The following is a 24,380-nucleotide window of genomic DNA, read 5'->3' as shown; positions in this document are numbered from 1 at the left end:
TGCTTGCGTGGTGCGTTTAGCGTGCAGGCGTCGTTATGAATAAACCCCTAATGTATTCCGGCTTCCATGCGGTGGAGGCGCTGTTGCGCCATCGGCCGGAGGCAGTGCTGGAGCTGTTCGTTCAGGATACCCGGGCCGACCGGGATGATCCGCGTCTGGCTGCTCTGATGCAGGCAGCAAAAGATTTCGGTATCGCTATCCAGCGAGCTCGGCGCGAGGTGCTTGAAAAGCACGCAGGGCCCCAGAATCAGGGCATCGTGGCGCGGGCGCGACCCCGTCGCCCTTTAGATGAGAGCGCGTTGTTGCAGTGGCTGGACGGCAAGCCGGCCAAGCCGTTGCTGCTGGTTCTGGAAAACGTTACCGATCCGCATAATCTCGGCGCCTGCCTGCGCAGTGCGGATGCTGCCGGGGTTCAGGCAGTGATTGTGCCGCGCCGTAATGCGGCAGGCCTGACGCCGGTGGCATGTCGCACTGCGGTTGGGGCGGCGGAGAGCCTGGCGTATTACGAGATTGGTAATTTGGCTAGCCTGCTGGACCAGCTGCGCGATCGAGGGGTTTGGGTGGTTGGCACGGCTTTAGAAGAACGAAGTGAGTCCCTGTTTACCTTCCAGGCCCCGGAATCCCTGGCCGTGGTGATGGGGGCTGAAGGGAGTGGGTTAAAGCGCCTGACCCGTGATAAGTGCGACCAGTTGTTGGAGATACCCATGGCTGGGGAAGTGCAGAGCCTCAATGTGTCTGTTGCTACTGGGGTTATGCTGTTTCAGGTGCGGGCTCAACGCAGCGTGGAATGACGCAGTAAGTTGCTGCCGGCCACGCTCCGGCGGCGCGCCCTTGCGACTCTCAACCCTTTTTTATTGCCGCCGCCTCGCTCGAGTGTGCATGGTCGTGTTCCGTTATTGTTTTCCCCTTTATTTCAGGGGGTTGCGAGCGGCATCGTTTTCTTTATACGTGTGTAGAGTTGAATTTTATCCGCGCATGCGTTCGTGATGACTAGATGGCAATGGATATGCCTTGAGGTTGCCCCCTGCAATGGGATAGAATCGCGCGCTTCCTGCGTCTCCCCCGGGTTTCGGGCCGGGATGCAGGTCTCCTTGCTTCACCGTGCGTTGATTGTGATCACGGCGGGAAGCTGAATTGGCGTCGTGAGGCGTCGCAACCGTAAGGAGCTAACATGCGTCATTACGAAGTTGTGTTTCTGGTTCATCCGGACCAGAGCGAGCAGGTGTCTGCTATGGTCGAGCGCTACAGCGCGATCGTGACCGACGGCAAAGGCACTATCCACCGTGTTGAAGATTGGGGCCGTCGTCAGCTGGCTTACCCGATCAACAAGATCCACAAAGCTCACTATGTGATGCTGAACATCGAATGTGACGGCGAGACCCTGGGCGAGCTGGAAAACACTTTCCGCTTTAACGATGCCGTAATCCGTCACCTCGTAATTCGTCGCGACAACGCTATTACTGAGCCGTCGCCGCTGGCGAAGCATGACGAGAAGGAAGGGGCTGCCAGCTAACTTTGGAAAGCAACCACTGCGAACTCACTGGTGTGATCGTCACCTTAGAAAAGGTGGCCCTGACTCCAGCCGGAGTGCCCCGCCAGAGAATCTGGTTGGAGCATCGCTCTCGGCAACTGGAAGACGGACATCCCCGTGAAGTCCAGGCCCGCATTGCCGTTATTCTGGCAGGTGGGATGACCCAGCAGGCCGCAGGCCTGAAAGAGGGTCAGCGAATCAAGGTAATCGGATGCCTCAGCCGTGCCGGTTACAAGGGAGACGCCCGGGACCGTTTGCAATTGCTTGCCCAAACGCTGCAAAGCCTTAACTAAGGATTCGACAGGAGATTATCCAATGGCCCGTTTTTATCGCCGCCGCAAGTTCTGCCGCTTTACTGCGGAAGGTGTTGAGTACATCGATTACAAAGATCTCGACACCCTGAAAGCCTACATCACCGAGACTGGCAAGATCGTGCCCAGCCGTATCACCGGCACCAAGGCACGCTACCAGCGTCAGCTGGCCTCTGCTATTAAGCAGGCTCGCTTCCTGGCGCTGCTGCCGTACTCTGACAGCCACGACAATTAAGCCGAGGGGACCATCATGCAAGTGATCCTGCTGGAAACGATCAAGAACCTGGGCGATTTGGGCGCAGTTGTAGACGTACGTTCTGGTTACGGCCGTAACTTCCTGATCCCGCAAGGCAAAGCGCTGCCTGCCACCAAAGCCAATTTGGCTGAAGTGGAACAGCGTCGTGCTGAGCTAGAAAAGCACGCTGCACAGCAGCTGGGTGCTGCCCAGGAACGCGCCGAGAAGCTGAACGAAACCACCGTTTCCATCGCCGCTAAAGCTGGTGACGAAGGCAAGCTGTTTGGTTCTGTGGGCACCCGCGACATCGCGGAAGCCATTTCTTCTTCCACTGGTGTGGATGTTGAGAAAGCAGAAGTGAAGCTGCCTCATGGTGCGTTGCGCACCACCGGTGAGTTCGAAATTGACCTGGCGTTGCACGCCGAGGTCACTGTGGCCATCAAACTGGCTGTGGTTCCTGCCGAGTAATCGACAGAACTGACAACCGGTTTGCCCCTGCGGGGGTGCGGTGACAGAATCAGGGCATTGTCTGAAAGGACAGTGCCCTTTTTAATGGTAGCTACAAGCAGAAAACTGCAACGCGACCAGAATGCCTCTTAAATTTGGATGCCAGCCGCCGCGCCTAGCGTTTTGGCATGGATAAGGCCTTTCAAATGATTATGCCTTCTTTCTTGTTATGGTTTGTAGCTTGTAGCTCAAAACTTGGCTGTAGTTATTGCTATGAATGAACCCATGTCGCTGGACAAACATCTGCCTGAAAACCTGCGTATTCCCCCCAACTCTGTGGAGGCGGAGCAGGCGGTGCTGGGTGGTTTGCTGCTCAATAACAGCGCCTGGGATGATGTGGCCGAGCGCGTTGGCGCGAGGGACTTTTACCGTAAGGAGCATCGCCAGATTTTCGAGGTGATTGCCCAGCTGGTGGAAGAAGAAAACCCCAGTGACCTGGTTACCGTCTCCCAGGCGCTGAATAACCTGGGCCAGTTGGAATCCATCGGCGGCATGACCTACCTGTCTGAGTTGGCCCGCAACACTCCCAGTGCGGCCAACATTACTGCCTATTCGGATATTGTCCGTGAGCGCAGCATCCTGCGGCAGTTGATCAATGTGTCCCACAAGGTGGCAGACAGCGCGTTTAATACAGAGGGCCGCAAGTCATTGGAAATTCTTGATGAAGCGGAATCCGCCATCTTCAAGATTGCTGAGCAGCAGAAAAAAGGCGATGGCCCGCAGAACATCAAATCAGTGCTTAAAAAAGCAGTGGACCGGATTGATGAGCTGTACAAAACGAAGAGTTCACTTACCGGCCTGACGTCTGGTTTTGAAGAGTTGGATAAAATGACCGGGGGCCTGCAGCCGGCGGACATGATCGTGGTTGCGGGCCGGCCTTCCATGGGTAAGACCACCTTTGCCATGAACCTGTGTGAAAACGTGGCGATCAAGAGTAACAAGCCCGTGCTGGTGTTCTCCATGGAAATGCCGGCGGAGTCCATCGTAATGCGGATGTTGTCCTCGCTGGGCCGCATCAATCAGGGGGCAATTCGTTCCGGTAATCTGGAAAAGGATGATTGGCCGCGCATTACTTCTGCCATTCACATGCTCAGTGAGCAACGCTTTTTTATTGATGATACCCCGGCACTGAGCCCGCTGGAGATGCGTGCCCGTGCTCGTCGGGTAGCGCGCGAATGTGGCGGTGAGCTGGGCCTGATCATGGTCGATTACCTGCAGCTGATGCAGGTGCCTGGGGTGGAAAACCGGGTGAACGAAATCTCGGAAATTTCCCGCTCCCTAAAAGGGATCGCTAAGGAGCTGAATTGTCCGGTGCTGGCGCTCTCCCAGTTGAACCGCTCGCTGGAACAACGCCCCAACAAACGCCCTGTGATGTCGGATCTACGTGAATCCGGGGCGATTGAGCAGGATGCGGATTTGATCGTCTTCCTGTACCGGGACGAGGTGTATAACAAGGACAGCAATGAGCGCGGTGTCGCCGAGATTATTATCGGCAAACAGCGTAATGGTCCTATCGGTACCGTACGCCTAGCCTTCCGCGGTGAGTTCACCCGCTTCGATGATCTGGCCCCGGAATATTATGCGCAGTTGGCCGCAGGGGATGAATAAAACGCAGAATGAAGGCGGTTGGATGCTGAATGCGCAGCCCTCTTTTTTAAAGGTTAACCGTCAGCCACTAGGCGCTGGACTGCAATTTTTATGAGAGGCACGCGCGTAGAAATTCGTCTCGCCGCGCTCAGGAACAACGCACTCCGCGCAGCGGAGTTGGCCGGTGATGCTCAAGTGTTTGCTATGGTTAAGGCTAATGGTTACGGCCATGGGCTGTTGCTGGCGGCAGAGACCATGCTCGATAGCGTGTCGGGTTTGGGCGTGGCAGTGCTGGACGAGGCGCGGACGCTGCGTGAGCATGGTATAGCCTTGCCAATATTGGTTGCCGAAGGGTTCTTCGATGCGGAAGAGCTAGAGGCAGCGGCGCGACTCTCGCTTGAGGTGGTGGTGCATTCCTTATGGCAAGTGGAGTTGCTGCTGGCGAACCCGTGCCCGGTACGTATTTGGTTGAAAGTGAATGCGGGGATGAATCGTCTGGGTTTGCGCCCGAATGAAGCTTTGAGCGCGGCTGCACGGTTAAGCCAAGCAGGTAACGCTCCGGTCGGCGTGATGAGCCATTTTGCCTGTGCGGATATGGATGAGGATATCCATTCCGAAAAACAGCTACTGCTGGCGGGAAGTGTAGCAGAGCAATTGCAGCTGCCGCTGTCTGCTTCAAACTCTGCTGCTTTACTGCGTTACCCTCGTGCCCATGCCCAGCGAGTGCGGCCGGGGATCATGTTGTATGGCTCATCGCCGTTTAACTGGCAGACTGCTGCGGAACTTGGTCTGCAAGTCAGCCATCGCTTCAGTGCACGCTTGATCGCCATTAATGCTGTTGAGGCTGGTGAAAGCGTGGGTTATGGCGCTACCTGGACTGCCTCAGATCCACGACAAATCGGGGTGGTGGCAGTGGGCTATGGCGATGGCTACCCACGCCACGCGCCCAGCGGGACGCCGGTAGCGGTGAACGGGGTCGTTACGACGCTGGTGGGGCGAGTTTCCATGGATATGATCACCATCGATGTGACCGGCTTGAGTGCCAGCGTGGGGGATGAGGTGGAGTTGTGGGGTGACGTGGTCGATGTGGATGACGTGGCCCGTGCCTGTGGGACAATCAGCTATGAGCTGTTCTGCCAGATCACGCAAAGACCGGAACGCACTATCGTCTGATCCGAAGGTCAGTTTAGGCGTCCCGCTTGAGGCGAGAACATCAAGTGCGAATTCATCACAGAGCGTGCTGAACGCTCAGAGTAAACCATTTTATCCTCAGCGTTTTTACGCACTTTGTGTAGAAAAGATTGGCTCCCTTCAGGCCCGAATTCGCACCTCAAGCGGCGTTATTCGCTGCGCTCACCCCTTTGGGGCCGCACTCCGTGCGTTACTCCGCTGCGCTACGTTCCTGCAGCGGCTTTGTAGATAGCAATACACAAGAAGGATTTGTTTGTGGCCAAGAAAAAGATCGCGTTTGTATGCACGGATTGCGGAGCGGATTTTCCCAAATGGCAGGGTCAGTGTCCGGCCTGTAATGCCTGGAATACCTTGCAAGAGTTTGTCCACGATCCTGCTACCCCATCATCAAAAGGGGCGGGCAGCCGGGGCGGCTTTTCCGGCCAGCTGTCAGAAGTGCAAAATCTCAATGATATTGTGCTCGAAGAAACCCCGCGTATCAGTTCCGGCATGGGCGAGCTGGATCGAGTGCTGGGTGGCGGGTTGGTGCCTGGTTCGGCCATTCTGATTGGTGGGCACCCCGGTGCGGGGAAATCTACCTTGCTACTACAAACGCTGTGTAGGCTCTCTGACTCCCAAAGCTGTTTGTATATCACCGGCGAAGAATCCTTGTCGCAAGTGGCTATGCGTGCTGACCGCCTGAAGCTACCCAAGGAAAAACTGCGACTGGCGGCGGAGACTGACGTGGAGCAGATTCTCGAATTGGCCCGCAAGGAGATGCCGAAGGTGTTGGTGGTGGATTCTATCCAGGTCATGTTTCTGGCGGCGTTGCAGTCGGCGCCGGGCAGTGTGGCTCAGGTTCGTGAATGTGCTGCCGCTCTGACTCGCTTTGCCAAGCAGACGGGAACAGTGCTGCTGCTGGTGGGCCATGTAACCAAGGATGGCACCCTGGCGGGGCCGAAGGTATTGGAGCACATGATTGATTGTTCCCTGATGCTGGAAGGATCTACGGATTCGCGCTTTCGTACCCTGCGTGGCCTCAAGAATCGTTTTGGGGCGGTGAACGAGCTGGGCGTATTTGCCATGACCGGCGAGGGGCTGAAGGAAGTAAAAAATCCTTCCGCCATTTTCCTTAACCGGGCCGAGGAGATCGCTTCCGGTTCTCTGGTAACGGTGGTCTGGGAAGGAACCCGTCCGCTGCTGGTGGAGCTGCAGGCACTGGTGGACGCCTCCCACTTCGGTAACCCTCGGCGTATCTGTGTGGGGTTGGAGGGGAATCGGTTGGCCATGTTGCTGGCGGTACTGCATCGCCATGGTGGCATTCAGGTAGGCGATCAGGATGTGTTCATGAATGTGGTGGGTGGTGTGAAGGTTACCGAAACGGCTGCAGACTTGGCCCAATTGCTGGCTATTGTGTCCAGCTTCCGTGACCGGGCGCTGGAGCGCGAGCTGGTGGTGTTTGGTGAGGTGGGCTTGTCCGGGGAAATTCGGCCGGTTCCTCAAGGGCAGGAACGGCTTTATGAAGCAGTAAAACACGGCTTTAAAAAAGCCATTGTGCCGAAAGCCAACTTGCCTAGAAAGCTGCCAGACGGGGTGGACATTATTGGCGTTAGTAACGTGGCTGAGGCGCTGGAATATCTGTAATTAGTTGAGAGTGGAAGAGTTAACCGCTCGCGAATCGATTTTTTATTTTAAAGGGTGGAGCCACGTCGAGAGACAGAGCGCGCTCGCGCTGCCGCTCTATGTTCGAGCCGCTGCGCACCGTTAAAAGATAGGCCCGTGCCTCGCAAGGGACGAGTGAGGGTTTCGTGGTAGGTGTCCTCCATGCCGTTTTCCTCTTGGTAGGGTGTGTTTACCGGTCGTTCAATGACCAGTTGTAGGGTAAAAATCGCACCTTGATACTGCCCTCGCCCAGTGCCGTTTGGCGGTTGTTGGGTATGTCTAAAATATTGGCATACCGCTGGAGGTAGAGGGATAAGCTGCCGGCGCTTTCTGCAAAATCCTCTTGGTACCAGTCAAATATTTTCGAAACTTCCAGGGTGTCTGTTTCGCTGTTGTAGCGGTTGCGTTCACGATCACGGAGAAAACGCTGGGTGCTATCGACCAACTGTTGCTCAAGTTGGTCGCCGACAAAGGCTTCCGGGCGCAACGCAGGGCAACCGATGGAGGCGCAATTGACCGCAAAGTGAATGCGGGGGTCTTTGAGGTTTGGGTTGCCGCGGATAAGTGTGTGCTCTACTTCATCAAGGGTTCTTTTTTGCCCGAGCAGGGTAAAAAAGCGCTGGTCCCAAGGGCCGGAGAAAAAGGTGCCAATATCGCGGATAGAATCAGGGCGCCCGGGTTCTCGCAGAATTAACTCAATGGTGTACGCGTTGTAGGCGTTGATCAGGAAGGCGAGTTGCTGGTCGTTGCTAAACTGAGAGAACGCGTCGGCAGACACTGCGGAGAGGCTGTTGAGATATTTCTTAAGAGCCGCTCGTTCCGCTGCTATACCCTCGTAATTTACTGCGCTGGCCACACCGTTTCGTTGCCAGCTGACGTGCTTTTTCAGCAGGGCGTCCCAGCCACTGTGATCAAACGCCAGTAATGGGCTACTAAGCAATAACAACAAGGATATTAGCAAGCGCATAAACATAGTTACTCCTACTGGTTTTTGCCATGCAAGTGCGGTCTGCCAAAGCATGAAAGGTGTTCTTCAGAGACCGCTTATCGTCGCACGTTATGAATCCGTTCTACCCAACGTAACAGTCCTTCAGGCTTGCGTGCTTTTTTCCATTCTCCGGCGGCAAACTTGTTAGCCTCGGCCATGGTCGGGTAAATGTGGATGGTGCCGAGGATCTTGTTCAGGCCTAGCCCGTGTTTCATGGCCAGCACATATTCGCTGATCAATTCACCCGCATGCTGGCCAACGATGGTGACACCCAAGATTTTGTCGCTGCCTTTGGCAGTGAGGACTTTTACATAGCCAAGGTCCGCACTGTCGGCAATAGCTCGGTCCAGATCATCAATCCCGTAACGAGTGATGTCGTATTCGATGCCTTGTTCGTCAGCTTCTTGCTCGTTGACGCCCACGCGCGCCACTTCCGGGTCGGTAAAGGTGCACCAGGGGATCACCCGGTAATCCACCTTGAAACTTTTCAGGAAACCAAACAGGGCATTGACGCTGGCATACCAGGCTTGGTGGGCGGCGGTATGGGTGAACTGGTACGGGCCGGCCACATCGCCACAGGCATAGATGTTGGGGTAGCGGCTTTGTAGGCGATCATTGGTCTGGATAGTGCCATTGGTCTCGGTGGGCAATTGCAGGGCATCCAGGCCTAGGCCATCAGTGTTGGCCTTGCGACCCACGGCCACTAGCACCTGGTCAAAAGGCAGGGCAGTTTCTTTGCCATCGTGTTCAACCAATAATACTTTCTCGCTGTTCTCTTCGCTGAACCGAACGGCTTTGTGATTAGTAAGTACGTGTACGCCGCTTTCCTTTAGTGAGCGGGTGACAATCTCGCTGGCTTCCGCATCTTCACGAATCATCAGTCGGGGTAGCATTTCGATTTGGGTGACTTCGCTGCCCAGGCGGGCAAAGGTCTGGGCTAGCTCACAACCGATGGGGCCGCCACCCAGTACCAGTAGTCGTTTGGGTTGTTCTTCAATCTGCCAAAGGTTGTCGGAGGTGAGGATATCGATGTCTTCGATGCCCGGAATCGGTGGCACAAAGGGGCGGGCGCCGGAGGCAATAATAATGCTGCGGGCGGTGAGGGTTTCCACGTGATCGCCGTTGCGGATTTCCACTTCCCAGGGCGAGAGGAAGCGCGCTTCGCCTTGACGGCAGTCCACCCCTAGTTCGCTATAACGCTCCACGGAATCATGGGGTTCAATTTTCTCGATCACCTGTTGAACCCGCTCCATCATGCTGGAGAAGCGGAAGCGGCTATTGATAGCCTCGAAGCCGTACTTTTCGGCCTGCTTGTCATTGAACGCAACACGGGCGCTTTTGATTAATGCCTTAGAGGGTACGCATCCAGTGTTCAGGCAGTCGCCCCCCATTTTGTGTTTTTCGATCAGGGTCACTTTCGCTTTCACGGTGGCGGCAATGTAGGCGCTTACTAGGCCTGCGGCCCCTGCCCCGATAACGATCAGGTTGCGGTCGAATTGTTTCGGTTTCTTCCAGCCTTTATAGACTTTGCGTGCTTGCACGCGAGCCATGATGCCCTTGGCGATCCAGGGGAATATGCCGAGCAACACAAAGGCGCCGATGAGTTCTACAGACAGCAGTCCTTTAAGACTGTCAATTTGGCCGAGCTGGGTTCCGGCGTTTACATAGACGGCCGTGCCCGCCAGCATGCCGACTTGGCTGACCCAGTAGAAGGTGCGTGCTTTGATGGGCGTTAACCCCATTACCAAGTTAATGATAAAAAACGGCACCACCGGCACCAAACGCAGAGTGAAAAGATAAAATGCGCCTTCTTTCTTAACCCCTTCGTTGAGTTTTTTCAGCCGTTCGCCGAAGCGGCTCTGAACCGCATCATGGAATAAAAAGCGCGATGCTAAGAACGCCAAGGTCGCGCCGGCAGAGGAGGCAAATGAAACCATCACCAGAGCGATCCAGAAACCGAACAGCGCCCCGGCTGCCAGGGTCATGATGGCAGCGCCGGGTAGGCTCAATGCGGTGACCAGCACATATAGCCCGAAGAAGCCGCCGAGAATGAGCGCGGGATTATCCTGATAGAGAGCATCAAAGGCACTTTGCTGCTGCTTGATATAATCCAGGCTGAAATATTGGCCGAGATCAAAAACAAAGTAGCAGGCAATCAGCGCGGCTAGGGCAGTGAAGAGGAGGCCTTTTTTGATACTCATGTCAGGTCCTGTTAGTGGTGCGTATAAGAGTAAGCATGACGGTTTGATGGTTTTTCTGGCCGGATGTTACAACCATGAAGAGACCTGTGACTTAGCAACAGGCCTCTGCTCCTGCGTTGCTGGTTTGCAAAAAAGGAACATCCAATCCGCAGCCTGCAAAGATGCCGTAATGGGTTTCGAAGTTACCGATAAATTCGAAGTGGTCAGCGAAACGGCTTTTTTCCAGCATGAGCCACGTGTTGCCGCAAACGGGGAAGACTTTTCCCGCTTCAATAGCGTGGTGATCATCCAGGGTGAACGTATCGCGGCTATTTGGGAGTGTGCCTTTATAGATTACCGCCTGGCCATAATCCTCACAGGCTGGCTCCAGAGTGTCGATATTGAACAGCCGATAGGTGGCCGAGTAGAAGCGGATGTTGCCTAGGGCTTTTTCGATTGCGGGGTTTTCAATGGTTAGTGGGCGGGATTCCACCAGCCGAGGATCTGCAAACCCACAGCGCTTGCTCAGGTTGATGAAGTCATTCCAGTACAAGGCTCCCGACAGGCACTCCCCATACAGGATGGGATCTTTGGCCAGGGCAGAAGGAATTCGACGATCGGCATAAACGTCAGAAAAAAAGAACTCGCCACCGGGTTTGAGTAACCGTTTTACGTCGGCGATGACCTTGGCCTTGTTGGTGCTCAGGTTGATCACGCAGTTGGAAATAACAATGTCGAAATAGCCGTCCTGTAAATCCAGTTTGTCGAGCTCTTCGATGTAGCCTTTTAGGAAGCGTACATTACTTTTGCTATGACCAAAGGCCTCGCGGTGATAGTCCAGATGACGGTTGGCGACAGCCAACTGCTCATCGGTCATGTCCACCCCGATCACTTCTCCTTCTTCGCCGACCAGTGCAGAGAGTAGGTAGACATCGCGGCCTGAGCCGGAGCCCAGATCCAAAATTCGCATGCCTTCCAGTTGCTCAGGGGCAACCAGGCCGCAGCCATAGTAGCGGCTAATCACTTCGTCATGGAGTTGCGCCAGCAGGGGTTTCAGGTATTCCGGTGGCGCCTGATCGCAGCAGGCATTGGTTTGCAGGTCGGCACTGGAGTGCAGTTGTTTACCGTAATAATTCTGCACGTCTTCATGCATTGCAGACTCTCCTCAAGATTGTTGTCCGGGTAGGGCTATTAGGATGCAGTAAACGGCCACAGGTTACAGTGCTGGTGAAATGTTTAATGACCCAGTAAGTCAATACCCTTGCGCTTGAAGGGCATCGATGTTCAGTGTCGCATCAAGGTCAGGCGGATAGCGTGAAGGCGACGGCATGACGCAATATACGGTGAGTTGAGACGGTACGTTGAGGTATCAGGCGTGGCCACTTGCGGCTGATGTAGGCTGCCCCTTCCTGAGAAGGGGGCAATCGTTATCGGCGGCTGTCGATGCTGAGCAGCGTGTCCTGATCACGGAGTAAATACAAGGCGATACAGGCGGCCAGCATCGGCCAGGCGGCAAAAAACAACAGGTGGTTGAATGGATCAAGATATTGTTGCCAAGAGGATAGGGTGGAGCCGGCGTGCATCAGCAAGATAGCACCATAGCTGTAACGGCGCAGGGCGCCAGCGACGAAAGCCAGAATGACGATCAATTGCAGGCAGGCCAATACCGTAAGGGTGCTGCCATCGAGCCCTTCTAGGCCATAAAACTTGGCAAACACCTTGCCGGTATGGGCGGGATTGATGAATTTGTCCAGGGTCCACATCAACATGACGATGAAGACGCCGAGCCTTAACAATAACAGTGAGAGCGCAAGTTTTTTTTCCATGATCTGCCTAAAGGGTGGGAAATGAATAACAGGGATGCGGTAACGCAGGCATTGTTACACGCGACGTCTTGCCTTAGGCATTTCAACCGTGAGCTAAGGATCTCTCGAGGTGTCGAGCTTTTCCAAGATGTCCCGGGTCTGGGCATCATCCAACCTATCCGTTTCGCGAGGGAGAGTGTTCACCAGCACGCGTAGCTGGTGCACATAGCGGCGACAGTGGTGGCACATCAGCAGGTGCATACGCAACGCGATGCGCTCACGCATGGTCAGGGAGGTGCCGTCTACGAGGGCATCCGCTTTTGCGACGACGTCTTTGCATTTCAACATTCGCCTGTCTCCTGAAAGTGGTCCACCAATTCAAACAATCGTGCTCGGGCACGGTGTAACAGCACTCGAACGTTCGATGCGCTAACGTCTAGCATGTTACAGATATCGTCGAAATCCATGCCTTGCAGGTCCCGCAGCTCCAATACCAGACGCTGATTGTCTGGCATTTTCCCTAAGGTTTTTTCCATGCAATGGCGCAGCTCGTCTCGGGTTAGCAGGGCATCGGGCCCATTTAGGTCCCAGTGTTGTGGCGGATGGTCCCAGTGTCCGTCGTCGCGAAAACGGTGGTCTAAAGGCGCCCGCTCATCGATGGGGTTAAATTGGATTTCCCGCCCCCCCTTGCGCAGCATCATACGTGCTTGGTTGATCACAATGCGGGTAAGCCAGGTGCGCAGCAGGCTGCGCCCTTCGAATTTGGCGATGGCCCGGTATGCGGCTATCCAAGCATCCTGTACGGCCTCTTCTGCATCCGCAGCCGACAACAGGGTGCGTGCGGTGGCCAGCAACATGTTGTGATGGGTTTTAACCACTTGGCCAAAAGCTACTCGGTCTCCCTGGCGCAGACGTTCAATGAATTCCGGGCTTTCCAGGGTTGGGTCCAAGGTGTTAGGCCTCCGGTGTGAGTAGGGAGGCGGGGTCATCTTCGCCGTCGTCGCCTTGATGGAGCATGACAATGCGGCGCAAGTGCTGCACGTCATCGATTGATGGCCGGTCGAACATGATCCCGATGTCCCGGCCCGCTAAACGTTTCACTTTTGCGGGGAGGGTCAGCGTGACATCGGAATCATCCAGGGTAATGCTCAGGGTGACTGAGGACGAGTCGGGTAGCGCCAGCGATGTGCTGCTGTTGAGGCGCGCGCCTATGATTGAAATGTCGTCCAGTGACACCGGGTGGCTATCCTGCTGGAAAGTCAGGGTGGCTTCTGCGTCGAAGTCCACCCGGTTGGCCCGTCGTCTTTCGTTCATGTTGTCACCCCTGTTGCGCCCCGATACCGGCATGCCTTTCCCCGGTATTGTGGCGTGCGAATCAGACTTCGATTCGCTTGTATTTCATCCGCTTGGGTTGCAGGGCTGCATCACCGAACTGCTTGCGCTTGTATTCTTCATACTCGGTGTAAGAGCCCTCGAACCACTCTACCCGGGCATCGCCCTCGAAGGAGAGGATATGAGTGGCGACCCGATCCAGAAACCAGCGATCGTGGGAAATGACGATGGCGCAGCCAGGGAAGGCCAGCAGAGCTTCTTCCAGTGCCCGCAGGGTTTCCACGTCCAGGTCGTTGGTCGGCTCATCGAGCAGCAATACGTTGGCGCCCTGTTTAAGTAATTTCGCGAGGTGCAGACGGTTACGTTCACCACCGGAGAGGTCGCCGACACGCTTCTGTTGATCGCCACCTTTGAAATTGAACCGGCCCAAGTAGGCGCGGCTGGGCACTTCATAATTACCTATGCGCAGGATGTCATTGCCGTCGGAGACTTCTTCCCAGACGCTCTTGTTGCTATCCAGGTCTTCGCGGCTCTGGTCCACGTAGGCCATCTGTACGGTGTCGCCGGTGATGATTTCACCGCTGTCCGGGGTTTCCTGGCCTGCCAACATGCGGAATAGGGTGGTTTTACCCGCACCGTTGGGGCCGATAATACCAACGATGGCCCCGCGAGGAATTTGGAAGTCCAAGTCTTCGTATAGCAGCTTGTGGTCGAACTGCTTGGCCACGTTTTTGATTTCGAAAACCTGTTCGCCCAAGCGCTCGCCCGGCGGAATATAAAGCTCTTGGGTTTCGTTGCGCTTCTGGAATTCCTGGCTGGCCAGTTCTTCAAAGGCGGAGACACGGGCCTTGTTCTTGGCGCGGCGGCCTTTCGGGTTCTGACGTACCCATTCCAGTTCCTTTTCCACTGTTTTACGGTGGGCCGATTCGCTTTTCGCTTCCTGCTCCAGGCGCTGTTCTTTCTGTTCCAGCCAAGAGGAGTAGTTGCCTTGCCAAGGAATGCCTTCGCCGCGATCCAGTTCAAGAATCCACTCGCAGGAATTATCGAGGAAGTAGCGATCGTGGGTTACCGCCACCACGGTGCCGGGGAATTCGTGCAGGAAACGCTCCAGCCAGGCCACGGATTCCGCATCCAGGTGGTTAGTGGGCTCATCGAGCAACAGCATATCTGGTGCGCTCATCACCAGCCGGCACAACGCCACTCGGCGGCGTTCGCCACCGGACAGGGTTTGCACGCTGGCATCCCAGGGCGGCAGGCGCAGGGCGTCGGCGGCGATCTCCAGCTTGCGCTCCAAGTTATGGGCGTCGCTGGCTTCGATGATGTCTTCCAGCTTGGCCTGCTCGGCGGCCAGTTTGTCGAAATCCGCATCTTCGGCGGCATAGGCTTCGTAGACTTCTTCTAGGCGCTGCTGGGCGTCACGAATATCGGCCACGGCTTCTTCCACGATTTCGCGGACATTTTTTTCCGGGTCCAGCTCCGGCTCCTGGGGCAGGTAGCCGATGTTGGTGCCCGGCTGCGGCCGCGCCTCACCCAGGTAATCCTGGTCAACGCCGGCCATGATGCGCAGCAGCGTGGACTTACCGGAGCCGTTCAGGCCCAGCACGCCGATTTTGGCGCCGGGGAAAAACGACAGGGAGATGTTCTTCAGGATGTGCTTCTTGGGCGGGACAACTTTGCCCACCTTGTCCATGGTGAAGATGTACTGGCTCATAAACTCCGACCGCAGTCTGTATCAATGTGCGAGGCTCGATGCAGGTTGGCTGCAGGCCCCGGCAGGGGTTCTTGGATTGGCGCCTAAGCTAACGGAAAGCGGCCGGGAGTGAAAGTGCATGGTCTGGGTTGATGCCAGAAAAGCAGGTGCGTTGAGCCATGAGATGACCGGCCGGTTTCCATGAGCGGACTTCAAGTGCCAAAGCGGCTAGATTTGGGTAGAATACGCGCCCCTGAATCCACCACTGACTCCGTAGGGTAGCCCATGTTCCCGAAATCCATGTCCATCGCCGAGTTTGACCCGGAAATCAAGGCCGCTATTGAGGCCGAAGAAGTCCGCCAGGAAGAGCATATCGAGCTGATCGCCTCTGAAAACTATGCCTCGCCAAGGGTTATGGAAGCCCAGGGCTCCGTACTGACCAACAAGTACGCCGAGGGCTATCCGGGCAAGCGTTATTACGGCGGTTGCGAGAATGTGGACGTGGTTGAGCAGTTGGCTATCGATCGGGCCTGTGAGCTGTTCGGCGCGGATTGGGCCAATGTGCAGCCGCATTCCGGTTCCCAGGCCAATGGCGCGGTTTACATGGCTATGCTCAAGGCGGGCGATACCGTGTTAGGCATGAGCCTGGATGCCGGTGGCCACCTGACCCACGGTGCTAAGCCGAACTTCTCCGGTAAGACCTATAACGCGGTGCAGTATGGTCTGGACAACGAAACTGGGCTGATTGATTACGATCAGGTGGCGTCTCTGGCCCGCGAGCACAAGCCGAAAATGATCGTGGCCGGCTTCTCTGCCTATTCGCAGATTGTCGACTGGCAGCGTTTCCGTGACATCGCCGACGAAGTGGGTGCGATCCTGCTGGTGGACATGGCCCACGTGGCAGGTCTGGTTGCTGCGGGTGTGTACCCGAGCCCGGTAGGCATTGCGGATATCACCACGACCACTACCCACAAGACCCTAGGCGGCCCCCGTGGCGGTCTGATCATGGGTAAGGCCAGCGAAGAGATTCAGAAGAAGATCAACTCTGCTGTGTTTCCCGGTGGCCAGGGTGGCCCGTTGGAGCACGTGATCGCCGCTAAAGCGATTTGCTTCAAAGAAGCCATGCAGGACGACTTCAAGGGCTACCAGCAGCAGGTAGTGAAGAACGCCCAGGCCATGGCCGGTGTGTTCATCGAGCGTGGCTTTGATGTGGTTTCCAATGGCACCGAGAATCACCTGTTCCTGCTTAGCTTGATCAAGCAGGACATTACCGGTAAAGATGCGGACGCCGCCTTGGGCCGCGCCAACATCACCGTGAACAAAAATGCTGTCCCCAACGATCCGCGCTCCCCGTTCGTTACCTCCGGCCTGCGTATCGGTTCCCCCTCCATCACCCGCCGTGGTTTTGATGAAGCGGATGCCAAGGCGTTGGCTGGCTGGATCTGCGACATCCTCGAGAACATGGGTGATGAAGGCGTGATTGAGCAGGTTAAAGGCAAGGTTAAAGAGATTTGTGCTCGCCTGCCGGTGTACGAGCGCTAAAAAAGCCGCAAGCAGCAATGCGGATAGATGTGCTCGTAGTTTGCCGTTTTGAGGGCCGCGACCGAATTTCGGTGGCGGCTTTCTTGTCTCTGAAATCTCGGTGTTGTGACGCTATCATTGGTAAGGTTTGTGTTTGAAGCTTGTTGCTTTCCGCTAGGCCGTTAGGAGACGTCCATGTACTGCCCGTTTTGCTCTGCTCAGGACACCAAGGTGATCGATTCCCGTCTGGTGGCGGATGGGGTGCAGATTCGTCGGCGTCGCGAGTGCTTAAGTTGTACGGAGCGCTTCACCACCTTTGAGACAGCGGAATTAGTGATGCCGCGGTTGGTGAAAACTGACGGGACCCGTCAGCCGTTCGATGAGGCCAAGCTGCGGGCGGGTATGTTACGGGCGCTGGAAAAGCGGCCGGTGAGTATGGAAGATCTGGAAGCAGCGATCAGTCGTATTTGCCATCGTCTACGGGCCACTGGAGAACGGGAGTTGCCCGCTCGGGAGCTGGGTGAGTTTGTGATGGAAGAGCTGCAGCAGCTGGATGATGTGGCTTATGTGCGCTTCGCCTCGGTGTATCGCAGTTTTCAGGATATTTCCGAGTTTTCCGCTGAAGTGGATCGCCTGAAAAAGGCGGGCGGCAAACCCGGTGACAAGCTGGGTGAGCCAAAAGAATCATGAGTTTTTCGGCTGCCGACCACCAGTACATGGCTCGAGCGTTGCAGTTGGCACGTCGTGGGCTGTATACCACGGACCCTAATCCGCGGGTAGGGTGCGTGTTGGTGCGTGATGGCGCGGTGGTTGGTGAGGGTTTTCATGCCCGCGCCGGGACTCCCCACGCCGAGCGTCATGCACTGGCACAAGCCGGTGAGCGGGCGCGGGGCGCTACTGCCTATGTGACCCTGGAGCCCTGCTCTCACACTGGGCGCACCGGCCCCTGTGCTGATGCGCTAATCGATGCCGGCGTCACGCGGGTGGTGGCTGCCATGGAAGATCCGAATCCGCTGGTGGCGGGGCAGGGTTTGCAGCGCTTGGCGGATGCGGGAATCGCCACTGCAGTCGGTTTGCTGGAAGCGGAGGCCCGAGCCCTGAATCCGGGTTTTGTTTCCCGCATGACCCGTCAGCGTCCCTATATCCGTATCAAGATTGCCGCCAGCGTGGACGGGCGCACCGCCATGGCCAATGGCGAATCCCAGTGGATTACCGGCCCAGCCGCCCGCGAAGACGTGCAGCGTCTACGCGCGCGCAGCTCTGCGGTGATAACCGGTGTGGGTACGGTGCTGGCGGATCGACCCTCTTATACAGTGAGGCCTAGACAGTGGCGCTTGGCCGAATACCGCCAGCATGCGGCTGACGACGATTGGGTGCGACAGCCTCTGCGGGTGATTCTAGATCGCACCCTACGCACGCCGCCGGATGTGCCGGTGGTCAGCGCCTTAGGGCATTGTTTGTTGGTGGCAGGGGAACAACACCCAGGACGCCAGAATGCGCTGGAGTCCGCCGGTGCGGAAGTAATGCTCTTGCCCGCCTCCGGTTCCGGGATCGACTTGCAGCAGTTGTTAATCGAATTGAACCGGCGCGAATGTAACGAAGTGCTGGTAGAATGTGGCGCCACACTGGCCGGTGCCTTTGTTCGCGAGGGTTTGTTCGACGAAATTCTTGTGTATATGGCGCCAACTCTGCTGGGTTCGTCCGCCCGGCCGTTATTGGGGTTGCCGCAACTGGCCAGCATGAGTGAGAAAGTGGCGCTGAAATGGCAGGATGTGCGCCAAGTTGGTGATGATCTGCGTCTGACGCTGGTTTCGGCCTGATCAACGACCCTCCTTTTTCCGCCCGAATTCAAGAGGTTTCCATGTTTACCGGCATTATCGAATCCATGGGCAAGGTGGCCGCGATGACCCCAAAAGGGGGCGATGTGACCTTGTTAATCAAGAGCGAAGGGCTAGATTTCGCCGATGTTAAGCTAGGCGACTCCATTGCGGTGAATGGCGTATGCCTTACTGCAACCGCCCTGCCTGGCGGCGCTTTTGAAGCAGATGTGTCTGGCGAAACCTTATCGTTGACGTCATTGGCGCAGATCAGCGTGGGTAGCACGGTGAACTTGGAAAAAGCGCTGACGCCGTCTTCCCGGCTGGGAGGACACTTGGTCAGTGGTCACGTGGATGGTCTGGGCAAAATTGTCGAGATGAAGCAGGATGCTCGCTCGGTGCGCATCGATATTGAGGCACCTGCGGAGTTGGCCAAATACATTGCCCACAAGGGCTCAATAACCGTTGATGGCATCAGCTTGACGGTGAACAGTGTGGCGGGTGCGGTGTTTTCCCTGAACATCATTCCGCACACCCAGGAGGTGACCACCATCGGCCAATGGAAGGTGGGGACGCCAGTGAACCTGGAAGTTGATATTATAGCGCGCTATCTGGAACGCCTGCTCTTGGGAGAGAAGGCCGCCGAGCCCGCTTCTGAAGGTATTTCCATGGCATTCCTAGCGGAAAATGGGTTTCTGAAAGGCAGTTAAAGGTTGAAAGTTAGAACGCAAATCAGGCGTTGAGGATGGTATTACGCGCCTTGGCCACGATTTGGGCTAAGCGCGGGCACGGCACAGGTGAAGTACTGTGCCAATCCGCGTTCCCACGTTTAATTTTTAACTTTCAACTCCAACAGCGAGTGAAGTTATGCAGCTCAATAGTATTGAAGAACTGATCGAAGATATCCGTCAGGGAAAGATGGTTATTCTGATGGACGATGAGGATCGCGAGAACGAAGGTGACCTGGTGATGGCTGCGGAACATGTGACTGCGGAAGCCATTAACTTTATGGCCAAGTATGGTCGTGGCCTGATCTGTATGCCCATGTCCCGCGAGCGGTGTGAGTTGCTGGATTTGCCCTTGATGGTGCAGAGCAATGGCAGCGGTTTTGGCACTAAATTCACCGTCTCCATCGAGGCCCGCGAAGGTGTCACCACCGGTATTTCTGCGGCCGACCGTGCCCGTACCGTGCAAGCCGCCGTCGCCCGTAATGCCCGCGCCGATGACATTGTGCAGCCGGGCCACATTTTTCCGCTGATGGCGGAGCCGGGTGGCGTACTACGCCGGGCCGGGCATACCGAGGCCTCCTGCGATCTGGCTGCACTGGCTGGCTGCGAGCCGTCCGGGGTGATTTGTGAAGTCATGAATGAAGATGGCTCCATGGCCCGCCGCGAAGACTTGGAAGTGTTTGCCGCGGAGCACGATCTGAAAATCGGGACTATTGCGGACCTGATTCAATATCGTGCCCTGAACGAACAGACCATCGAGCAGGTGTCCGATCACGAGCTAGAGACCTGGTACGGGAATTTCCGTTTGGTGGCGTTCCGCGACACCGTGGATGGGTTGACCCATGTGGCGCTGGTGAAGGGCGATATTCACGAGGATGAAGAAGTGGCAGTGCGGGTGCACCAAGTGGATCCGTTGCGTGATTTAATGAGCGCGAAAATGAATGGCCGTACCGGCTGGAACATGCACCGAGTGCTTGAAACTGTTTCCCAGTCTGATGCCGGTGTGGTGATTATTCTGGGTCAGGATTATGCCTCCAACGATATTGTGGAGCGCCTAGATGTCTTTTTCGGTGGTGCTGCAGGCAAGCCAAAGGGCGAATCCCGTGCTTACCGTAATATTGGCACCGGCTCCCAGATTCTGAAGGCGCTGGGAGTGCGCAAAATGCGCTTGCTCAGTTCTCCTATGAAATTCAATGCGTTGAGCGGTTTCGATTTGGAAATCACTGAGTATGTCGACGCGGATAGTTAAGCGAAACGCTTGATGCTTGACGCCCGACGCCTGACGCTGTCCCATTTAAGCGTTGAGTATTGGGCTTCCTGCGTCAGGCAGCTAATCGAAACCACTGGAAGTACTTGGTTAACCAAGTGCGACTAGCGATCAGGACAAAACAGATGCAAAACATTAAAACCCTTGAAGGTACCCTGAGCAACGTCGGTGGCCGTTATGGCATTGTGGTGGCTCGCTTTAATAGCTTTGTGGTGGAAGCCTTGCTGGATGGCGCTGTTGATGCGTTGGTGCGTCATGGGGTGAGCCGCGATGACATTGAAATTATTCGGGTGCCCGGTGCCTGGGAAATGCCAGTGGCAGTGAAGAAAGTGATTGAGAAGCGCAGCTACGATGCCGTGATCGCGTTGGGCGCGGTGATTCGTGGTGGTACCGCTCACTTTGAGTTCGTGGCCGGTGAAGCCGCAAAGGGTATTGCTTCGGTGCAGAACAGCACGGGCACGCCGGTGGCGTTTGGTGTGCTGACGGTAGACACCATTGAGCAAGCCATTGAGCGTTCCGGCACCAAGGCCGGTAATAAAGGGGCAGAAGCCGCCCTGTGCGCACTAGAAATGGTGTCGCTGTTTAACGCCCTATAATGCCAGGGGCGCAGCGCCCCGGCATCGCTTTTCGTTATCCGAGGTCGCATGAACAATCCATCTACACCCAGTGCCCGTCGCAAGGCACGTCGTTTCACTCTTCAGGCCCTGTACCAGTGGCAGTTGGCCGGTGCCGCGGTGAGCGACATTGAAGCCCAGTTTCTGGCCAATCAGGACTTCGCCAAGGTGGATCGTGAATACTTTCATGATTTGCTGCACGGAGTGCTGGGCCAGGTAAAAACGCTGGACGAGCAGCTCACGCCATATCTGGATCGGCGTGTAGAGGAGCTGTCGCAGGTGGAAAAAGCGATTCTGCGGCTGGGCGCTTTTGAATTAAAAGAGCGTCAAGATGTGCCTTACCGAGTGGTGATTAACGAAGGCATTGAGCTGGCTAAAGTTTTTGGCGCAGAGGATTCCTTCAAATACGTGAATGGCGTGCTCGACAAGCTGGCACGCCAATTGCGCTATGCAGAAGCATCAGAACGCCGCCCCCGTGACTGATCTGCTTTGATAATGTCGGCTTGCCGTGCGTTCTGCCGGTAAGCCGCGTTATGCTTCCCGCCATGACTGATCCCGCCGATTCACCGCAACCCACTTCGCAAGTACCAGCCTTCATGGACGAGTTTTCCCTGATTCGACGTTATTTTCATCATCGTCAGGGGGATTCCGTGGTGTTGGGGCCGGGGGACGATGCGGCCATTCTGGCCCCCCCGGTGGGGCAACAGCTGGTCATGACCCAGGATACCAGCCTGGCGGACCGACACTTTCCGTCAGATATGGCTCCAGAAGATGTGGGCTATCGCTGCCTGGCGGTGAATATTTCAGATCTAGCGGCCATGGGAGCGATGCCGCTGTGGTTTTTGCTTTCCCTGACCTTGCCAAGAGTAGATGAAGATTGGTTGGCCGGTTTTTCCAACGGGTTATTCGAGTTAGCGGATCAGGCGGGAATTAGCTTAGTGGGCGGGGATATCACACGTGGTCCGCTAGCGATTTCCATTCAAGCCACCGGGGCGGTGCCGCCGGGTCAGGCGTTGCGTCGTGAGGGGGCCTGCGCTGGGGATCGGATATGTGTTGGAGGCGTGACGGGGGGCGGGCTGCTGGGGCTGGAGCAGTGGCAGGCGGGGCAGCGTTATGGGCCTGCCATTGAGCACTTTCGTCGTCCTCGGCCGCAGTGGGAGCTGGGCATGGCCCTGCGCGGCCAGGCCAGCGCTTGTATCGATATTTCCGATGGGGTGCTGGCGGACTTGAATCATATTCTGCAAGCATCGGGGGCGTTGGGCGCCTGTATCGACGAGGCGTCCCTGCCGGAGGATCCTTGCGTGCTGGCCGGATGCAGCGCCGACAAGCAGCGCGCCCTGCAGCTGCAGGGTGGAGATGACTATCTGTTATTGTTTACCTTGCCGCCGCCGCTGCCGATCCCTGAAGGCTGTTATTGCCTGGGTCGAATTGAGGCGCAGCCCGGTATCCGTTTACGGCAGCATGACGGGACCGTACGTGCCTTGAAGGTGTCCGGGTGGCAGCATTTTTAACAGCGCGCAACACGCACATAGCTACACGCTAAAAAGCATATAATCCAAAGAAACTGCCAAGACCGAGCCCGCGAGGAATAAAATGGAATTGAAGCGCCCCAAAATGAGTAATCCGGTGCACTTTTTGGCCTTTGGCTTTGGCTCCGGGCTGGCGCCGATTGCGCCTGGCACTTTTGGCACGGTGGCGGCGATGCCCATTTGGTGGCTGTGTGCCCAGCTACCACTGTGGGGGTATTTGGCGGTAACCGCCGCAGTGATTGCAGTGGGGCCTTACCTGTGCGGTAAGACCTCGGATGATATGCATGTGCATGATCACCCAGGCATTGTATGGGATGAGATTGCCGGCCTGTTAATTACCATGATAGCGGTGCCGATCACGCTTTGGGGAGCGCTGGCCGGGTTTGTCGCGTTCCGAGTCTTCGACATTATCAAGCCTTGGCCTATTGGCTGGTTGGATCGACGGGTGGCGGGAGGTCTGGGCATCATGGTGGATGACCTGCTGGCCGGGGTGTATGCCGCCGTGGTAGTACAGCTGTTGATTTGGCAATTGCCCACCCTGTTTACCTGATATCGTTTTGTCACTACCGTTGGCACTAAAAGGATAGCGCTGCTGATGGTTAGCTTTTAGCCTGAAGGAAGCTTTAATAGTAAAGGATTGACGATGTTAGACACGGATCCGCGATCGCGACGGGTGGTGGTTCCCGGGGTGCGCTGGTTGCGTTTCCCTCGACGCTTGGAAGGCGAATACCGCAACTACCAGAGCCAGCAGGCGGTAGAGGCCTTCCGGGTGAACGCCTTTTATATCCTACTGCTCTATATGTTGCTGATTACCGGCATTTACGCGCTGGCGCCGGAGCAGATTCGTGGTTGGTGGTTGTCCGCCTATATCTGGGAGGGGCCCATTGTGTTGGTGGCGGGCCTCCTTGCGCAGATTCGCGTATTGGATCGTTACTTCCCTTATTATGCCGGTGTCGGCTGTTTTCTTGCTGTGGCGCTGGCTGTGGCAATTCCTGGTTTTATGAGCGACCCTCGTGCGATTCTGTTGGCTCATGTGTCGATCATTTATGCCCTCGTTATTATTTATGCCATGGTTGGGTTGCGTTTTACCGTGGCGATGATCGCGGGTTGGACCGGTGGCCTAGTGGGCGTGTTGATCGCTGAAGGGTTAGGGCAGGGGTTGGACTGGCAGGTTCTACACGGCACTTATACTGGGATCAGCTTGGTGGGCATGTTCTTGTGCTATTCTGCGGAAGTCCGCGATAGGTTGCTCTTTTTTAACCAACGCCAGCTTCGTCGTCAGCAACGGCACAGCCAGGCGCTGGCAGAACGCCTGCATCGCTTGAGCAGGGAAGACAGCCTTACCGGGCTGGCTAACCGACGGTTTTTTGATGAGGCGTTTGATCGCGAATGGCGGCGTTGCAAGCGCAGCCAGCAACCGCTAACGGTAATGCTGGTGGATGTAGACCGCTTTAAGGCCTACAACGATGGCTACGGACACCTGCAAGGGGATTCGTGTCTGCAAAAACTGGCGGCGGAATTGCATCGCTACAGTCGGCGAGCCGGTGATTTGGTGGCCCGTTTCGGAGGCGAAGAGTTCGCATTATTGTACCCGGAGACGGATGAGTTGGAGGCGCAGCAGCTGGCCTCCCGGTTATGTCGGTCAGTACGCTCGCTGGCGATCCCTCACGCTGATAGCCCGGAGATGAACGAGGTAACGGTCAGCGTAGGGGTTGCAACGATGATTCCGAATCAGCGTCATAGTGCTGGCGATCTGTTGGAAGCTGCGGATCAAGCCTTGTATCTAGTTAAACAGGGTGGCCGTGATAATTGGCGCCTCTATGAAGCACCGCCGGCCGCGGGGCAGCTCTAGCTACGGAGCGCCAAAGCGGCGAAGGGAGCGATAATCTCCCCCCGTTCGAGCTTT

Annotated in this window: 26 protein-coding genes; 18 read left to right on the top strand and 8 right to left on the bottom strand. The window is 56.2% G+C overall.

Features of this window, described 5'->3' with window-relative positions; translation table 11 throughout:
* Window positions 1-35: 35 nt before the first annotated feature.
* From rlmB to radA, 8 genes are all read left to right on the top strand, one after another.
* Entirely contained in the window at window positions 36-791 is a 756-nt protein-coding gene (rlmB, locus tag ABO_RS11255) for a 23S rRNA (guanosine(2251)-2'-O)-methyltransferase RlmB (protein ID WP_011589469.1), read from the top strand.
* 380 nt (window positions 792-1,171) lie between these two features.
* Window positions 1,172-1,513, top strand: a complete 342-nt coding sequence (gene rpsF, locus ABO_RS11250) for a 30S ribosomal protein S6 (protein WP_011589468.1) — start codon at window positions 1,172-1,174, stop codon at window positions 1,511-1,513.
* Window positions 1,514-1,515: 2 nt separating this feature from the next.
* On the top strand, window positions 1,516-1,824 hold the full coding sequence (gene priB, locus ABO_RS11245; protein WP_011589467.1) for a primosomal replication protein N: 309 nt from the start codon (window positions 1,516-1,518) through the stop codon (window positions 1,822-1,824).
* 22 nt (window positions 1,825-1,846) lie between these two features.
* On the top strand, window positions 1,847-2,077 hold the full coding sequence (rpsR, locus tag ABO_RS11240) for a 30S ribosomal protein S18 (protein WP_007148676.1): 231 nt from the start codon (window positions 1,847-1,849) through the stop codon (window positions 2,075-2,077).
* A gap of 15 nt (window positions 2,078-2,092) precedes the next feature.
* On the top strand, window positions 2,093-2,545 hold the full coding sequence (gene rplI / locus ABO_RS11235; protein WP_011589466.1) for a 50S ribosomal protein L9: 453 nt from the start codon (window positions 2,093-2,095) through the stop codon (window positions 2,543-2,545).
* A 252-nt stretch (window positions 2,546-2,797) separates the two neighbouring features.
* Window positions 2,798-4,192 carry a replicative DNA helicase gene (dnaB, locus tag ABO_RS11230; protein WP_011589465.1) on the top strand — a complete coding sequence of 465 codons (1,395 nt, stop codon included), beginning with the start codon at window positions 2,798-2,800 and terminating at the stop codon, window positions 4,190-4,192.
* A gap of 90 nt (window positions 4,193-4,282) precedes the next feature.
* The gene (gene alr / locus ABO_RS11225; RefSeq protein ID WP_011589464.1) at window positions 4,283-5,344 is read left to right on the top strand and encodes an alanine racemase; all 1,062 of its coding nucleotides are present in this window, start codon (window positions 4,283-4,285) and stop codon (window positions 5,342-5,344) included.
* A gap of 273 nt (window positions 5,345-5,617) precedes the next feature.
* Window positions 5,618-6,985: a DNA repair protein RadA gene (radA, locus tag ABO_RS11220; protein ID WP_035458870.1), complete on the top strand. Its 1,368-nt coding sequence runs from the start codon at window positions 5,618-5,620 to the stop codon at window positions 6,983-6,985.
* Between the two features lie 208 nt (window positions 6,986-7,193).
* On the opposite strand, the gene ABO_RS11215 is transcribed toward radA, so the two are convergent.
* The 8 genes from ABO_RS11215 to ettA form a co-directional block, all read right to left on the bottom strand.
* Window positions 7,194-7,976 (bottom strand): DUF547 domain-containing protein, encoded by a 783-nt coding sequence (locus ABO_RS11215; RefSeq protein ID WP_011589462.1) that lies wholly within the window; start codon window positions 7,974-7,976, stop codon window positions 7,194-7,196.
* Window positions 7,977-8,047: 71 nt separating this feature from the next.
* Window positions 8,048-10,192 (bottom strand): FAD-dependent oxidoreductase, encoded by a 2,145-nt coding sequence (locus ABO_RS11210; protein ID WP_011589461.1) that lies wholly within the window; start codon window positions 10,190-10,192, stop codon window positions 8,048-8,050.
* Window positions 10,193-10,283: 91 nt separating this feature from the next.
* A complete protein-coding gene (locus tag ABO_RS11205; RefSeq protein WP_011589460.1) occupies window positions 10,284-11,324 on the bottom strand; it encodes a methyltransferase domain-containing protein in 1,041 nt (346 codons plus the stop codon).
* A 274-nt stretch (window positions 11,325-11,598) separates the two neighbouring features.
* Window positions 11,599-11,997: a hypothetical protein gene (locus ABO_RS11200; protein WP_011589459.1), complete on the bottom strand. Its 399-nt coding sequence runs from the start codon at window positions 11,995-11,997 to the stop codon at window positions 11,599-11,601.
* A 93-nt stretch (window positions 11,998-12,090) separates the two neighbouring features.
* Window positions 12,091-12,324, bottom strand: coding sequence for a zf-HC2 domain-containing protein (locus ABO_RS11195; RefSeq protein WP_011589458.1), 234 nt, complete (start codon window positions 12,322-12,324; stop codon window positions 12,091-12,093).
* Window positions 12,318-12,926 (bottom strand): RNA polymerase sigma factor, encoded by a 609-nt coding sequence (locus ABO_RS11190; protein ID WP_011589457.1) that lies wholly within the window; start codon window positions 12,924-12,926, stop codon window positions 12,318-12,320. The genes ABO_RS11195 and ABO_RS11190 overlap by 7 nt, the downstream gene beginning before the upstream one ends.
* A 4-nt stretch (window positions 12,927-12,930) precedes the next feature.
* Window positions 12,931-13,290, bottom strand: coding sequence for a PilZ domain-containing protein (locus ABO_RS11185; protein WP_035458860.1), 360 nt, complete (start codon window positions 13,288-13,290; stop codon window positions 12,931-12,933).
* A gap of 61 nt (window positions 13,291-13,351) precedes the next feature.
* Window positions 13,352-15,019, bottom strand: coding sequence for an energy-dependent translational throttle protein EttA (gene ettA, locus ABO_RS11180; protein ID WP_011589455.1), 1,668 nt, complete (start codon window positions 15,017-15,019; stop codon window positions 13,352-13,354).
* 264 nt (window positions 15,020-15,283) lie between these two features.
* Here ettA and glyA point away from each other — a divergent pair, with 264 nt between their 5' ends.
* The 10 genes from glyA to ABO_RS11130 all read left to right on the top strand — a co-directional run bounded on the left by glyA (window position 15,284) and on the right by ABO_RS11130 (window position 24,326).
* The gene (gene glyA, locus ABO_RS11175) at window positions 15,284-16,540 is read left to right on the top strand and encodes a serine hydroxymethyltransferase (RefSeq protein WP_011589454.1); all 1,257 of its coding nucleotides are present in this window, start codon (window positions 15,284-15,286) and stop codon (window positions 16,538-16,540) included.
* 174 nt (window positions 16,541-16,714) lie between these two features.
* Window positions 16,715-17,209 (top strand): transcriptional regulator NrdR, encoded by a 495-nt coding sequence (nrdR, locus tag ABO_RS11170; protein ID WP_011589453.1) that lies wholly within the window; start codon window positions 16,715-16,717, stop codon window positions 17,207-17,209.
* Complete coding sequence (ribD, locus tag ABO_RS11165; RefSeq protein ID WP_011589452.1) at window positions 17,206-18,339, top strand: bifunctional diaminohydroxyphosphoribosylaminopyrimidine deaminase/5-amino-6-(5-phosphoribosylamino)uracil reductase RibD; 1,134 nt, start codon at window positions 17,206-17,208, stop codon at window positions 18,337-18,339. Before nrdR ends, ribD begins: the two co-directional genes overlap by 4 nt.
* A 41-nt stretch (window positions 18,340-18,380) precedes the next feature.
* Window positions 18,381-19,046, top strand: coding sequence for a riboflavin synthase (locus tag ABO_RS11160; RefSeq protein ID WP_011589451.1), 666 nt, complete (start codon window positions 18,381-18,383; stop codon window positions 19,044-19,046).
* A gap of 157 nt (window positions 19,047-19,203) precedes the next feature.
* Window positions 19,204-20,313: a bifunctional 3,4-dihydroxy-2-butanone-4-phosphate synthase/GTP cyclohydrolase II gene (gene ribBA, locus ABO_RS11155; RefSeq protein ID WP_011589450.1), complete on the top strand. Its 1,110-nt coding sequence runs from the start codon at window positions 19,204-19,206 to the stop codon at window positions 20,311-20,313.
* A 143-nt stretch (window positions 20,314-20,456) separates the two neighbouring features.
* Complete coding sequence (ribE, locus tag ABO_RS11150; RefSeq protein ID WP_011589449.1) at window positions 20,457-20,927, top strand: 6,7-dimethyl-8-ribityllumazine synthase; 471 nt, start codon at window positions 20,457-20,459, stop codon at window positions 20,925-20,927.
* A 48-nt stretch (window positions 20,928-20,975) separates the two neighbouring features.
* Entirely contained in the window at window positions 20,976-21,428 is a 453-nt protein-coding gene (nusB, locus tag ABO_RS11145) for a transcription antitermination factor NusB (protein ID WP_011589448.1), read from the top strand.
* A gap of 62 nt (window positions 21,429-21,490) precedes the next feature.
* Window positions 21,491-22,456: a thiamine-phosphate kinase gene (thiL, locus tag ABO_RS11140; RefSeq protein ID WP_231860806.1), complete on the top strand. Its 966-nt coding sequence runs from the start codon at window positions 21,491-21,493 to the stop codon at window positions 22,454-22,456.
* Window positions 22,457-22,538: 82 nt separating this feature from the next.
* The gene (locus tag ABO_RS11135) at window positions 22,539-23,024 is read left to right on the top strand and encodes a phosphatidylglycerophosphatase A family protein (protein ID WP_011589446.1); all 486 of its coding nucleotides are present in this window, start codon (window positions 22,539-22,541) and stop codon (window positions 23,022-23,024) included.
* A 93-nt stretch (window positions 23,025-23,117) separates the two neighbouring features.
* Window positions 23,118-24,326: a GGDEF domain-containing protein gene (locus ABO_RS11130; RefSeq protein WP_011589445.1), complete on the top strand. Its 1,209-nt coding sequence runs from the start codon at window positions 23,118-23,120 to the stop codon at window positions 24,324-24,326.
* Window positions 24,327-24,380 lie beyond the last annotated feature (54 nt).

It is taken from the genome of Alcanivorax borkumensis SK2, assembly GCF_000009365.1.
GTDB lineage: Bacteria > Pseudomonadota > Gammaproteobacteria > Pseudomonadales > Alcanivoracaceae > Alcanivorax > Alcanivorax borkumensis.
The sequence above is the reverse complement of the archived record's forward strand: the minus strand, read 5'-3'. Positions and strand labels throughout refer to the sequence as shown.

Coding starts and splice junctions, on each gene's coding strand:
- ABO_RS11210 (WP_011589461.1), bottom strand. CDS start 10,192: ATGAGTATCAAAAAAGGCCTCCTCTTCACTGCCCTAGCCGCGCTGATT.
- thiL (WP_231860806.1), top strand. CDS start 21,491: ATGACTGATCCCGCCGATTCACCGCAACCCACTTCGCAAGTACCAGCC.
- nrdR (WP_011589453.1), top strand. CDS start 16,715: ATGTACTGCCCGTTTTGCTCTGCTCAGGACACCAAGGTGATCGATTCC.
- ribE (WP_011589449.1), top strand. CDS start 20,457: ATGCAAAACATTAAAACCCTTGAAGGTACCCTGAGCAACGTCGGTGGC.
- alr (WP_011589464.1), top strand. CDS start 4,283: ATGAGAGGCACGCGCGTAGAAATTCGTCTCGCCGCGCTCAGGAACAAC.
- ribD (WP_011589452.1), top strand. CDS start 17,206: ATGAGTTTTTCGGCTGCCGACCACCAGTACATGGCTCGAGCGTTGCAG.
- ABO_RS11205 (WP_011589460.1), bottom strand. CDS start 11,324: ATGCATGAAGACGTGCAGAATTATTACGGTAAACAACTGCACTCCAGT.
- ABO_RS11200 (WP_011589459.1), bottom strand. CDS start 11,997: ATGGAAAAAAAACTTGCGCTCTCACTGTTATTGTTAAGGCTCGGCGTC.
- rplI (WP_011589466.1), top strand. CDS start 2,093: ATGCAAGTGATCCTGCTGGAAACGATCAAGAACCTGGGCGATTTGGGC.
- ABO_RS11215 (WP_011589462.1), bottom strand. CDS start 7,976: ATGTTTATGCGCTTGCTAATATCCTTGTTGTTATTGCTTAGTAGCCCA.
- nusB (WP_011589448.1), top strand. CDS start 20,976: ATGAACAATCCATCTACACCCAGTGCCCGTCGCAAGGCACGTCGTTTC.
- ettA (WP_011589455.1), bottom strand. CDS start 15,019: ATGAGCCAGTACATCTTCACCATGGACAAGGTGGGCAAAGTTGTCCCG.
- ribBA (WP_011589450.1), top strand. CDS start 19,204: ATGCAGCTCAATAGTATTGAAGAACTGATCGAAGATATCCGTCAGGGA.
- glyA (WP_011589454.1), top strand. CDS start 15,284: ATGTTCCCGAAATCCATGTCCATCGCCGAGTTTGACCCGGAAATCAAG.
- ABO_RS11160 (WP_011589451.1), top strand. CDS start 18,381: ATGTTTACCGGCATTATCGAATCCATGGGCAAGGTGGCCGCGATGACC.
- ABO_RS11195 (WP_011589458.1), bottom strand. CDS start 12,324: ATGTTGAAATGCAAAGACGTCGTCGCAAAAGCGGATGCCCTCGTAGAC.
- ABO_RS11185 (WP_035458860.1), bottom strand. CDS start 13,290: ATGAACGAAAGACGACGGGCCAACCGGGTGGACTTCGACGCAGAAGCC.
- rpsR (WP_007148676.1), top strand. CDS start 1,847: ATGGCCCGTTTTTATCGCCGCCGCAAGTTCTGCCGCTTTACTGCGGAA.
- ABO_RS11135 (WP_011589446.1), top strand. CDS start 22,539: ATGGAATTGAAGCGCCCCAAAATGAGTAATCCGGTGCACTTTTTGGCC.
- rpsF (WP_011589468.1), top strand. CDS start 1,172: ATGCGTCATTACGAAGTTGTGTTTCTGGTTCATCCGGACCAGAGCGAG.
- rlmB (WP_011589469.1), top strand. CDS start 36: ATGAATAAACCCCTAATGTATTCCGGCTTCCATGCGGTGGAGGCGCTG.
- ABO_RS11130 (WP_011589445.1), top strand. CDS start 23,118: ATGTTAGACACGGATCCGCGATCGCGACGGGTGGTGGTTCCCGGGGTG.
- dnaB (WP_011589465.1), top strand. CDS start 2,798: ATGAATGAACCCATGTCGCTGGACAAACATCTGCCTGAAAACCTGCGT.